The organism is Glaciecola sp. SC05 (assembly GCF_041380235.1).
GTDB lineage: Bacteria > Pseudomonadota > Gammaproteobacteria > Enterobacterales > Alteromonadaceae > Glaciecola.
The window spans coordinates 1-12,319 of the sequence record NZ_JBGIYY010000030.1 but is presented as its reverse complement, the minus strand read 5'-3'; the positions used below and the strand labels follow the sequence as shown (position 1 = coordinate 12,319).

11 protein-coding genes and 3 tRNA genes are annotated in these 12,319 nt (G+C 41.4%); 10 read left to right on the top strand and 4 right to left on the bottom strand.

What is annotated here, in order from left to right:
- Positions 1-220: 220 nt before the first annotated feature.
- Together AB9H30_RS18995 and AB9H30_RS18990 are read left to right on the top strand one after the other, a co-directional pair.
- Positions 221-979: a fatty acid desaturase family protein gene (locus tag AB9H30_RS18995; RefSeq protein ID WP_371196373.1), complete on the top strand. Its 759-nt coding sequence runs from the start codon at positions 221-223 to the stop codon at positions 977-979.
- Entirely contained in the window at positions 979-2,706 is a 1,728-nt protein-coding gene (locus tag AB9H30_RS18990) for an SWIM zinc finger domain-containing protein (protein WP_371196372.1), read from the top strand. The genes AB9H30_RS18995 and AB9H30_RS18990 overlap by 1 nt, the downstream gene beginning before the upstream one ends.
- Positions 2,707-2,715: 9 nt before the next feature.
- Here the strand turns inward: AB9H30_RS18990 and AB9H30_RS18985 are convergent, their stop codons facing one another.
- Positions 2,716-3,450, bottom strand: coding sequence for a helix-turn-helix domain-containing protein (locus AB9H30_RS18985; protein WP_371196371.1), 735 nt, complete (start codon positions 3,448-3,450; stop codon positions 2,716-2,718).
- A gap of 244 nt (positions 3,451-3,694) precedes the next feature.
- Here AB9H30_RS18985 and AB9H30_RS18980 point away from each other — a divergent pair, with 244 nt between their 5' ends.
- Positions 3,695-4,753 carry an MBL fold metallo-hydrolase gene (locus AB9H30_RS18980; RefSeq protein ID WP_371196370.1) on the top strand — a complete coding sequence of 353 codons (1,059 nt, stop codon included), beginning with the start codon at positions 3,695-3,697 and terminating at the stop codon, positions 4,751-4,753.
- 19 nt (positions 4,754-4,772) lie between these two features.
- Here the strand turns inward: AB9H30_RS18980 and AB9H30_RS18975 are convergent, their stop codons facing one another.
- From AB9H30_RS18975 to AB9H30_RS18965, 3 genes are read right to left on the bottom strand one after another with little or no spacing between them, the layout of a single operon-like run.
- Positions 4,773-6,371, bottom strand: a complete 1,599-nt coding sequence (locus AB9H30_RS18975) for a PH domain-containing protein (protein WP_371196369.1) — start codon at positions 6,369-6,371, stop codon at positions 4,773-4,775.
- The gene (locus AB9H30_RS18970; RefSeq protein WP_371196368.1) at positions 6,364-6,894 is read right to left on the bottom strand and encodes a PH domain-containing protein; all 531 of its coding nucleotides are present in this window, start codon (positions 6,892-6,894) and stop codon (positions 6,364-6,366) included. Before AB9H30_RS18970 ends, AB9H30_RS18975 begins: the two co-directional genes overlap by 8 nt.
- A 50-nt stretch (positions 6,895-6,944) precedes the next feature.
- Positions 6,945-8,834 carry a diguanylate cyclase gene (locus AB9H30_RS18965; protein ID WP_371196367.1) on the bottom strand — a complete coding sequence of 630 codons (1,890 nt, stop codon included), beginning with the start codon at positions 8,832-8,834 and terminating at the stop codon, positions 6,945-6,947.
- An 82-nt stretch (positions 8,835-8,916) separates the two neighbouring features.
- On the opposite strand from AB9H30_RS18965, the gene murB reads away from it, so the two are divergent.
- From murB to AB9H30_RS18930, 7 genes are all read left to right on the top strand, one after another.
- The gene (gene murB, locus AB9H30_RS18960) at positions 8,917-9,957 is read left to right on the top strand and encodes a UDP-N-acetylmuramate dehydrogenase (protein WP_371196366.1); all 1,041 of its coding nucleotides are present in this window, start codon (positions 8,917-8,919) and stop codon (positions 9,955-9,957) included.
- On the top strand, positions 9,957-10,955 hold the full coding sequence (gene birA, locus AB9H30_RS18955; RefSeq protein ID WP_371196365.1) for a bifunctional biotin--[acetyl-CoA-carboxylase] ligase/biotin operon repressor BirA: 999 nt from the start codon (positions 9,957-9,959) through the stop codon (positions 10,953-10,955). The genes murB and birA overlap by 1 nt, the downstream gene beginning before the upstream one ends.
- A complete protein-coding gene (locus AB9H30_RS18950; RefSeq protein WP_371196364.1) occupies positions 10,939-11,682 on the top strand; it encodes a type III pantothenate kinase in 744 nt (247 codons plus the stop codon). The genes birA and AB9H30_RS18950 overlap by 17 nt, the downstream gene beginning before the upstream one ends.
- A gap of 218 nt (positions 11,683-11,900) precedes the next feature.
- A tRNA-Tyr gene (locus AB9H30_RS18945) sits at positions 11,901-11,985 on the top strand.
- A 32-nt stretch (positions 11,986-12,017) separates the two neighbouring features.
- Positions 12,018-12,092: transfer RNA gene (locus AB9H30_RS18940), tRNA-Gly, on the top strand.
- A gap of 8 nt (positions 12,093-12,100) precedes the next feature.
- A tRNA-Thr gene (locus AB9H30_RS18935) sits at positions 12,101-12,176 on the top strand.
- Between the two features lie 53 nt (positions 12,177-12,229).
- Positions 12,230-12,319, top strand: a 90-nt coding sequence (locus tag AB9H30_RS18930; protein ID WP_371196374.1) for a GTP-binding protein, incomplete at its 3' end; no start/stop codon positions are given.

The window sequence follows — 12,319 nt, the reverse complement described above, 5'->3', positions numbered from 1 at the left end:
GCCTCAGCATATGCTGGGGCTTTTTTTTGCTCGTAATATTTGTGATGAACCTTCAATCCATGCTACTTTCTGTATTCATTACGATTAAAAAGATTAGAATTTAGTGTTGTTACGGGATTTCATTTCAGCTTCAGAACTAAGTCAACTCAATACGAGGTCTAATTGGTTAGCGACGAAGTTAATTATATTCAATTACCTTGTGATTATTTCTGCGTTCACTATGTTGAGCATATGGCCGAATCCAATTACTTTTATTGTTGCAATCTCACTGATTGGTGCTAGACAGCTAGGTCTGGCAATTTTATTACATGACTGTGCGCATTTTGCACTATTTAGTAAACCTAATTTAAATAATTTTATTGGCCATTACATTTGTGGTTCTGTTGTAAACCAGTCGGTTTTTCAATATCGCGAATATCATACTAAACATCATATTCATACAGGGACAGCTAATGACCCAGACCTTTCTTTGGTTGCTGCATATCCAGTTAAAGCTAACAGTCTTAAAAGAAAGTTGCTTCGTGATATCACCGGAATCACGGGTGTAAAGTTTTTAGTTAATGATATACGGTCATTTAAAGCTACAAATCTTAGATGGGTAGTTTTTCATCTGTTGCTATTAAGCTTATTCATAGTTATTGGACAAGTTTGGCTGTATGCAGTGTGGTGGGCGTCGACACTCTTTATTTATCCTTTGGTAGCACGCCTGCGGCATATTGGCGAGCACGGGACTGTGACCCAGCGAGGGGCAAAGGATGTGCGGCTTAATACTAATACCACAATAGTTCCGTTTTGGCAGCGATGCTTAATTGCACCCAATTATGTCAATTATCATACCGAGCATCATTTATCTCCGGGAATACCACCCTATAGGCTCGCTGAAATGCATAAACTATTAAGTGAACGCGGGTTTTATGATGGGCAGGGTTGTATACGTCGCGGTTATGGTGAAGTTTTAAAACATGCTGTAGTAAAATAATGAGCGAACTTGTGGCGCTAGCTCAAAGATTAGCTGGTCAGAATGCGTTTGAGAAAGGAGTGCAACTGTATAAATCGCAGCAGGTAATGAATCTTCAGTTTACGAGTCAAAATATCAGGGCTCAAGTGCAGGGAACACATATTTATCAAGTTGAGCTAACACGGGTTGGGGAATCATTTGATGGAGGGTGCTCATGTCCAGCATCAGAAGGTTTTGATTTTTGTAAACATTGCGTTGCTACCCTCCTAGATTACTCAGATAGATTAGAGCATTTTGAAGAAATGCGCGATGGTCCTCCCGCAGTTAGAATTAAAGCTCACATAGAACAACTTGTTGAAAGTGAAGCAAAAACCGCTCTGTATAATATAATTACGCAGTCTCCCGATTTACTCGAGCATTGGTTATTAATCGCCGACGTAAGTTCAGCGAAGTTACAAGCAAAAGATCTAAAAAAGTATTTTACCAAAGCCTTGCCTTTGCGAGACATTTGGCGCCACGATAAAGTGCGAGATTATTTTGATAAAGCCTTTCAAACATTATCGAGACTGTTCTGCGTTATTGAACTTCTCAACTCTCAGCAACGCTTTGATCTATGTGTGTTTACACTGCAACGTTACGATAAAATCCTTGAGCGAGTTGACGATTCAGGGGGCTATCGCCTAAGTGTCTTTACACTCTTGGAGCGTCAATTAGCAAAAAGCTTTCAACTGCTAAAGTGGGATAATCAAGAAAAAGCAGAATATTTAATCGGTTTGTACAATGCATCTTACAATCATTTGTCATTTGAGGGTATTCCAAAGAAATTTATTGCTCACGATGATTCAGAGCTTAATCATATATTTTTTGCACAATTAAAAAAGTTAGTTGATCGAAAGTTAGGCGAAAAAGAGAGAAGTAAAACCTCTGAAACAATTATTTTGAAACAAATGACTAAGCAGCTTATCGATTACTATCACCTTCATGGGCATATTAAGCTGGCGCTTTTTTACTCTACTCAGATCGCTTCAACCTTAGATGATTACTTTAGCCTTATTAATTTAGCACTAGCCGCAAGCGAACATGACATAGCGCATGAATATATTGTCATTGCACAACAAAGCGCCCGAATGCATGAAGATAAAACTAAAGTAGACAAATACGCACTAGAGCTCGCTCTTAAAACAAATCAGTACAAAAGCGCATTAAAAAATGCATGGACAATTTTTGAAGCAACGCTGAAACTCGAAGATTACAAGGACTTAGAATCTCTTAATTTAAAACTTAATGCAGATTTACCTACCTTACATAATAAAGCCGAAAAAGTGCTACTTGCACAAGTTAAGGTAATTGGAACAAAAAAACACAGTAGCGCTGCGATGCGGGCAATTGAAAATTTGATAGAGTTTTACTTGTATATTGAACAAACAGATAAAGCCCTATCCTTAGCAAAGCAATACGAGTTGGCGCCGGATACCATGCAAGAGGTTGCATTTGCGAGCTTATCGAAGCGTCCTAAAGCAAGTTTTAATTTGTACCGTCAGTTAGCCTTGCTTTATCCGCAGTTGGGAACACAAAAGGACTATGAAACCGGTATCGACTTATTAAAAGAGCTTGATGATGGATTAAAGCATGACGATGTAATGTCTGAAAAGTTTAATCATTTACTTGCTGAGTTAGCAGATATTTTTCGTCACAAAGAAGCGTTTATTGTTTTACTAGATGAAGCTTTTCCTCATGCTCGTGGCTAAAACAAAGCGTTAAATTCGACTGTCTTGAGGACTTTTGCGCAATTCAGAGGGCAATATACCGAACAGTGCTTTAAATTGTTTACTAAAGTAACTATGCTCTGAAAACCCACATTGCAAACCAATCTGCATAATTGGATGCTCGGTTTCAGTTAGCAGGCGTCTAGCGTTTATAAGTCGCACCTCATTCAGGAACTGTGTTGGGGTTTTTGACAAATACCTTTTAAAGCGTCTCTCCAATGCGCTTACTGACAAGCCAGCAACGTCAGATAGCGTGTCGATAGTAATGTCCTGACTGTAATGTTTTGCGATAAACTCTGTAGGTATTCGTATTGCCTCAACAGCAAGCGTGCCTTGGTTGGTGTTATCTAAATACTGTGTAATCCGATAGCTCCCTACAATAGTTTTGTGTCGGTCAAGCAAAGGACGTTGGATGCTTGAAAACCACAAAAGGCTTCCATCCGATCCAAGTCTACAGTCAATATTGTTTGCTAAGGCTTTGCCCGACATAATTTTAATGTTTTCATCTTTGCGTGTCTTGGCAATCTTGGTAGGAAAAAGCGCTTCGTCATCTAAACCGATAACCTCTTCCAGAGACTGAAATCCGTGTTCATCTAACCAAGCTTGATTAGCATACAGCAGTTGAGTATCTTTATTTCCTATCCACAGCAGAGTATTGGGCAACACATCCAAAATTTCTAAGAGTTGAGGCAGCTCGATATGTTGTAAGAGTAACTTCTTGTCCATTCTTTCTTATGGGCTTATGTATAAAGGTTTATGACGTTTGGTACGCTTGATGATAGCGCCGAATATGTTGCATGCACAACTTATATGTTTAGGTCTTGCTATTCGTTTTGCTGCGATTAATCTCATTTTATATATTCTTTAGGCAATTCATCTTATCAATAGCGAAGTATCAGAATAGGTGAATTGCTTGCTCGCATGAGGTGAGTAACACTACTAGACTAATTAGACTTTTGAAGTAATTGATATGTTGACGACTGACAAACAGCCCAAGCAGCCGAAGCAGGTAAAGCAGGACATAAGGCCTTTAGCACTTGCCCTGCCAGGTGATGCCGAGTTAAGCCCTGTAGACGACGATATCTACTGGTTACGGATGCCTTTGCCGTTTGAATTGGACCATATCAACCTTTATCTTATTAGAGACGGTGAAGGCTACGCGATACTAGATACCGGCATCGGTACCAAAACCACTGAGGCACTCTGGGAAAAGATATTTCCTCAGATCGGTAATATCGTTACGCGTGTTATTGTGACTCATATGCATCCTGATCATATCGGGATGGCGGGCTACCTAAGTGAAAAATTCGAAGTGCCACTGTATATGAGTATGGCTGAATACTACATTGCTCGATCAATGGTTGCAGGAGGTAGAGGCGCATCGAACTGGCAAGACAAAGAGTATTTAGTCAGATGTGGAATGTCGACAGAATACATTGAAAAATCTCTTGAAAATAAAGGCGGCTTGCAGAAAGTAGTGCGCCCTATACCGCTAGGTTTTAAACGCCTGACGGAGGGGATGAACCTCAAGATTGGCCAGTTTTCTTGGAAAGTGATGATTGGCAGGGGGCATTCTCCTGAGCATGTTTGTCTCTTTTGTGAAGAGAAGAATATTCTGATTTCAGGTGATCATGTTCTCCCTAAAATATCTCCAAATATCGGGGTTTACTCTACTGAGCCTGAAGCCAATGCGCTAGATTTATACCTGACAACTTTGCCTCAGTTTAAGGCTCTTCCTCATTCTACTAAGGTATTGCCATCGCACAAACTGCCCTTTACAGGGCTTCATACAAGAGTAGATGAATTGCTGGCTCACCACCATGCACATTTAGACGTGCTTAGAGAGTTTTGCAAGGCTGGTAAAACAGTAAAAGAGTGCTTACCAGTAATGTTCAAACGCAAATTAAACCCACATAACATGTTCTTTGCCCTAGCTGAAGGTTTGGCACATTTAAACTATCTATATTATCAGAACGACTGCAGCCGCGAGGTAGATGGGCAAGGTCGCTGGATATTCAAAACGCTATAAAAAATTGCTTATACGTCGCTTACATCCAGGCGGGCTTGTCTCGCGCTATTTTTAGCAGAGACAGATCTATTAATGCTGCTGCTTCAAAAGCAGGCATGTAAGGTACTGTCATACCACCTGAAGCAAGCACAACTTTGAACGTTGCGATTTTGTTGGCTCGCATAAACGGTGTTTGTACTAAACCCGTTTGTTGCATCTTACTAATCGGAAACGCGAAATAGTCACGTCCAAAAAAACCTTTTCGAATATAGAAGAAGCTTCCATCTCTGCTATAGCCCCATCGATACCATCTAAGCACGCATGCTCCGATTAACAGGGAGATGATTGCAGCGACTGCTAACCAGCCAGCCAAGGAGTAAGCTTTTGCAAATGCAAAGGTTACTAAAAATACAATAATGGGTAAGCAAGGATATAAAACTAAGCGCAGAATATAGCGAGGGCTTACATGTTTATATTGCACTTGAGAGATTGCCTGAACGTTAAACACATCTTGAACTAAATCATCTGCTTGCAAGGGCGTAACAGATGGAATGATAAGCTTGTTGGTGCTGCTCATCTGACCCGCTTGATTACCCCCAGGTGCTCCGGCTGAGTTTTGTTCAAACTTTACATTTACACGGCCAATTAGAATATCCAGCCAATCTTGCTGTTGAACGGCACGCTGTATACGACTCACTTTCATACTTATTTCGTGCTTTGTGAGTAAACCACTGCGGCGAATATAACGATTTTCACTGCGGCTTAAGCGAAAATCATAAAATACAAAAATAGAACCAAGAATTGAAAATAGGACGATAAACAGGATGATCACCATAAGTATTGTCAAAAGGTGTAAAATAAAAATACCGATTGTCTGGGTTTCGTAATTCAGATAAGACGCAATGTCGAGACCTAAATTAGCAAACAATGAGCCGACATTCTCAGCAATAGCATTATAAAAAGGTGCTAAAAAGCCAAGAAAAATCCACACCCGATTATTGGTAACGCCATGAATTACTAAATCTTTGATACTTCGTGTATTGAGCAATATTTCAGTTAAAGGCACTGTTTCAGTGGGTGAAAAACTCGTCGATGTCGAATTTGCAGAGACAGCAACAGCCTGAACCTTTTGTTTAAAGGATTCTGCCATCGGCAAACGTATTGCCACAATATTTGCTTCTTGTTTAGCAGAGCCTGCGGTGTCGAGCTCTACAATTGAAAAATTACTAAAGCGATAATAAAAAGGCTGGATGATTTTCACGTTTTGAATTTTGCCAAAAGGTAAATCCATATGTGACTTTTTGATCATGCCTTGACGTATTTCAACGCGGTCTTCGCTTAAGCGGTAAAAATAGAACGCATATTTAATGATCGATGCAATCAAAACTAAAAGGACAATGGTGGCCGCTCCAGAAGCAAACAATATTGGGTTTTCTTTTAATTTTGACAAATTAAATGCAAACACCGGGATCAAATAAATGAATACATGATTAACTAGGAAGAATAGAGTTTTAACGAAAAAATATAAGATGGCAATGGGCGAAACACGCAACCATTGGTCGCTGGCAATTTCCCGGGCAAGTTGCGCTTCAGCTCCTTCGTTACCATCGAGCTTATTTACATCAATCTGTTCACTCATCTATCGATAAGTCCTTGTGATTGATGATAAATTTTCGCAGCGAGATAGCGGTTTCGTAATCTAGGCCAGGGATCTCGAAGGTGTGTGAACCACCGCCAGCGCTAAATACCTGTAAGGTTGCTAAGCCGGCTTTTCTCTCGATAGGCCCGCGTTTAAGTTCAATGTGCTGAACTCGCAAAATTGGCTGGCTTACTAACTTACGAAAAAACAAACCGGCTTGAAAATGCAGGTCTTGCTCACGCACAGCATATTGAATAATCGGGTCGGCAAAAACATGATACGTAACTGCCCACAATCCCAAAAATGCGACAATCGCATATAGCCAAACGCGATTGTTTGCCATCCACTCATTCGTTTCAAAGAACAACCCTGTATCGACTAGGAAGATGCCCAAAAGCACAATAATAGTCCAGATAAGATTAATAGATATATTGATTACACGAAATTTGGGGGAGACCGCTGTCAGCTGTAATTCATTTATGGATACTTCTGGTAGGACAGCAACATCATTTGTGAACGACATTTAAGTACTTTCTCAGCAATAAGTCTAAAGCCTTAAGTAGACAACACCCGCTAGAGCTTGTCCATAGCATTATCATTTTCGCTTACAATTTGGTTTCGGCCATTGTTCTTTGCTTTATACAATGCTCTGTCGGCGCGGCTAATAATGCTGCTTGCGGCTTCGTTTTCTTCAGGTTGAACGAGGCCGATTGAAGCGGTTGTGGCTTGTGAAATATTAGCGTGCTTGGCAACGTTCAAAAGCTGTTCAGAATACTTTTCTAGCAGCCGATGACCTTGTCCTAGAGGCGTATCTGGAAAGATAAACAAAAATTCTTCTCCACCAATTCGGCCAAGGCTGTCAGTTTTTCTGAAGCTGTCTTGTGCTAGTTTAGCAGTTTGCTTGAGTATCTCGTCGCCCTTTTGATGCCCATAGGTATCGTTAATTTTTTTGAAAAAATCAAGGTCAAGAATCGCGACACAATAAGGCAACAGGTTACGGTTATACATGTCTTGTTGAAAATCTAATATTTCAAGAATGCGCCGTCGTGAATAAATGCCAGTAAGCGCATCAGTATGCGCAATTTGCTCAAGCTTATTGCGATGCCGTCGGCTTCTTACAAACATGAGCAACAGCAAGCCCGAAATTGCAAGCAGCAAGGCAATAACCACAAAGAAAAGCTGATTGAGCATTTGTTTACTTTCAATCTCTGAGGATTGAAACTCATTTTTTTGTTTGAGCTCTATATTTTCTTGCTGCTGCAACTGTAATTGAAAATTTGTATGCATATCTAACATGCGCTTTATTTCATCGATAGGCTGATTAATATCGCGAGCGGCGATCACATCTTTGGTCACTCGGTATGCTTCTTCAAACTGATTGAGACTGCTGAGCAGTTCGGCTCTGTGTAAATGAATATTTTGTACCAAATCAAAATTAGTACTTGTCGCAGGAATCGCATTAAAAGCCTCTACAAGGTGCTTAATGGCTAAATCCATATCATCTAGTTCAGTGTATGCTCTACTAAGCAACAGGTGCGAGTGAGCGACCTCTAGAGGGTACTGATTGTCAAACAGCAGCAGAGCACTATTAAGTTTATCGATGGCTAAAAACATGTCTCCTTGGTTATAGGCCAGTTCACCCGCAAATTGAACGGCTTTTGCGTTATATAAAAGTTGATTGTTGTTTTCAAGCAGCGCGACAATCTGTGTGAGCTGGGTTTGCGCTGAATCCCATTGGCGGCTAGAAAGCAAGCTTGGCATGCTGGTAACCAATATATGCAGTAAGGCTTGGGTGTCGTTGAGCGCTTGTGAACCGTCAATTGCTCTTTGAGCATAACTTAAGGCAATTGCATGCTCGTTTCGCTGTTGATGGATAATTGTCATACGCGTGGCAATGTCAACCGCTGTGCTTTTTAGTTCAAGTGTATTGGCAAGTTGGAGTGCAAGCTGTAAATCTTGCAGTGCGGATATGCTCGCACCAGATAGGTTATCGATTTCAGCGCGCTTTTTTAGGCGATTAACCAATGCATCTTGTCGAGAAGGCAGAGCAGTATTGTCAATCGAACGTGATATTGCAGCACGCGCATTGATTAGATCCCCAGATTGAGAATAAAGATCTGATAGACGCTCAAAGAACGACGCTCTTACCGCTTCCATATTTGGACTTTCGAATTTCTCCATAGCAGTAATGCCAAGTGTCAGTTCAGCGATGGCTGACTCACGATCTTGCAGCAATACAAATGCTTCGGCTCTTAAAAAGTGGTTTTGTAATAACACGGTGTTATCGATTGGCTGCTCGATAGCGCGCTGCTGGTTAAGAAACTCGGCCGGATTATTTTGAAGTTGAGCGTACAAGTGCTCATATCGATTATCGAAAAGCACTTCTTGCGCAATTGTGGTCTGCGCTAAACTAAAATAAATTACTAGTAGAGGTAATAATCTACGGCTTACTTGCTTATGCATGAGACATTCGTCGCCTTTTATTTTGTAAGTATGCGCTATACAATAAATTTTTCATCATCCCCCTTCATACAAGCGTGTATAATTGGGTAACAATTGGCCGACTCACTTTACGGAAGTTATTGATACAGTGCACCCACTTACTTCACTACATACTTTTGGACTGGAAGCCTACTCTGATTATTTTACGACCATAGATTCGTTAGATAGTTTGTTGGAGATAGCATCTTCGCTGTCCGAAAAACCCTATTTATTACTTGGTGATGGCAGTAATACTATTTTTGTGGATGATTTTGAGGGAATGATTGTAAAAAATGCCCTAAAAGGCATTCATATTTCAGAAGATGATGACTACTTTCATTTAAACGTTGCCTCTGGTGAAAACTGGCATGACTTAGTGTGTTTGTGCACCGAAAAAGGAATATATGGATTTGAAAATCTGGCACTTATCCCCGGTACGGTAGGAGCGAGTCCTATCCAAAACATTGGAGCATACGGCGTTGAAATCGAAAAGTTTGTGCACAGTGTTGAATTTTTAGATATTACTACTCAAATGATGGGCTACTTCAACAAAAAAGAATGTGAATTTGCATATCGTGACAGCCGTTTCAAGCGAGAGCCAGGTAAAAGAGTCATTACGTCAGTGAATTTTGCCATGCCTAAAAACAACTTGCTCGTGACTTCTTATGGTCCGCTTGCTGAGCTCAATAATCCAAACCCTCGAAGTGTCTTTGACGCGGTTATAGCGGCTCGTAATACTAAGTTACCAGACCCTCATGTATTAGGTAACGCAGGGAGTTTTTTTAAAAACCCAACGATCGGCAGGTTGACGTTTGAAGAGCTGAAATTACGATTTCCTGAGTTGCCTCACTACAACGCTCCAGAAGGGAAAGTAAAAATACCCGCTGCTTGGCTAATTGATCAACTTGGATTTAAAGGATCGCGAGTAGGCGATATTGGTTGTCATGAACATCAAGCCTTAGTGCTGGTCAATCATGGTGGTGGTAAAGCCGAGGACTTATTGCGTTTGGCACGAGATATTAAGAGTCACGTACTGGCAACCTTTGGCATCAAGCTCGAAAATGAAGTTCGATTAATGGGTAAGCAAGGAAAGGTAGATTTGTAGTGAGCTCAATAGCTAAACTTAGTGGTAGAGACAAAACCAATGCGTTACGCACACATATTGTCAGTATGTTGGCTGCAGACTCATTTATATCAGGTGAAATCATTGCTATCGAACTCGGGATTACCCGTAGCTCAGTATCCAATCATATCAAGGCTCTGTCAGCCCTTGGTCTTGATATTTTTAGTGTCAAAGGGCGTGGATATAAGCTTGCAGAAAAGCTAACACTTTTGGATGAGTCACGTATTCGGGCGTATTTATTCGCTGAACACGATGCCAGAATTTTGGTAAATAATATTGTTGGGTCGACTAACGATAGTTTGAGAACACAGTCCTTGGGACTTCCGCAAGGAAGTGTCTGCCTTGCCGAAGCTCAGACAAATGGCAGAGGGCGGCGCGGTCGAAAATGGGTATCGCCGTTTGGCGCAAGCATCTATATGTCGATGGTGTGGCGATTTGAAGGCGGTTACCAATCTCTGGCGGGTTTGTCGTTACTAGTCGGCATTGGCGTGAATCGAGCGCTTAAACGTATCGGCATTGTTGACTGTCGTTTAAAATGGCCAAACGATGTTTATCACCATGGTAAAAAACTTGCTGGAATCTTGATTGAAGTAGAAGGGCAATCGGGTGAGCCGGCTACTGCTGTGATTGGCATAGGTGTAAATATTCAACTGCCCGCTTCAGTAGATGGAATTGATCAACCATATACTGATGTCAGCAGTATTTTATCAAGGGCTGTCGATCGCAATGAATTCGTAGCTCGTTTACTTGAGGAGCTGTGGTTGATGTTACCGCAGTTTCAACTGAATGGTCTGAGTACTTTCATGCAACAGTGGAAGGATGCCGATTTATATTATGGCCAAGCTATATCGCTTACTTCAGGCAAAAATATATCAACAGGGATCAGCAAAGGAATCGATATTAATGGCGCTCTCTTGCTTGAGACTAACGGCCACTTGAAAGCTTATCATGGGGGCGAGATTAGTGTCCGACCAGCCTAAACTACTCATAGATGTTGGCAATACACAGCTAAAATACACATGGTTTGAATCAACAGATTTAATATCAGATCTGCAAAGCACCACGATAGAATTAGAATCGTGGCCATCCCTTCTAGCAGGTAAACCTCAAGTGCTATTGTGTAGTGTAAAATCTCACGACCTTACGGTTGCGATAGTCAATCAGCTCAAACTTGCCAAGTTGGATTATCGCATTGCAGAAACGCAAGCAGAGGCATTTGGTATCCAAAACAGTTATCAAACTGTTACTAACATGGGCAGCGATAGATGGATGGCAATGTTAGGCGCTGACTTATTGGTGAACAATGACGTTTTAGTAGTAGATGCCGGCACCGCCATTACCTGCGATTTTATTGTGAATAAACAGCATTTAGGAGGATGGATTGCACCCGGCCTCGGAATGCTTCGCCGCACTGTGGTTAGTAATACTCAAAGAGTGTTTGATTTTAGCGATACAAAAGCACAATTATCTCCTGGTAAAGACACTGCAAATTGTGTGGCTAATGGGGCGATGGCGCAAATTATTGGAATGATCATGCAGGCAGCCGCGATCATGCAAACGCATAGTGCACAATTTAGCATTGTGCTGACCGGTGGTGATCGCAATACTATCCAAAACCAACTCCCTGAGAATCAGCTTGATATTATAGTTCACAACAATTTAGTGTTAGCGGGTTTAGCTCGGCTAAGTCTTAAAAATAATATTTAGATCAGAGGCTTAACTGCCGCATTATTAACGCTTTTGTGTTGCATTTTTCTGCAGTTTTTCGAAATCCCGAAAAAAAGACATGTTTTTGTGATTTGTCTCTTGCCATGAGGGAAAGCTTACTCTAGAATGCGCACCCACTTGATGCANGTTGGTAGAGCAACTGACTTGTAATCAGTAGGTCACCAGTTCGACTCCGGTAGTCGGCACCATCAATCTCTGGAGGGGTACCCAAGCGGTCAACGGGAGCAGACTGTAAATCTGCCGGCTCAGCCTTCGCAGGTTCGAATCCTGCCCCCTCCACCACTTTTTTAGAGGTGGTTAGAGAATATAGGAATGCGAGCATCGTATAATGGCTATTACCTCAGCCTTCCAAGCTGATGATGCGGGTTCGATTCCCGCTGCTCGCTCCAACTAATATGCTGATATGGCTCAGTTGGTAGAGCGCACCCTTGGTAAGGGTGAGGTCGGCAGTTCGAATCTGCCTATCAGCACCATTCTCTGACCTCTTCAATAAATTTTTAATATTAACTTTGCTGGGAAAATAGAAATGGCAAAACAAAAGTTTGAACGTACTAAACCGCACGTTAACGTAGGCACAATAGGCCACGTAGATCACGGTAAAACGACGCTAACAGCA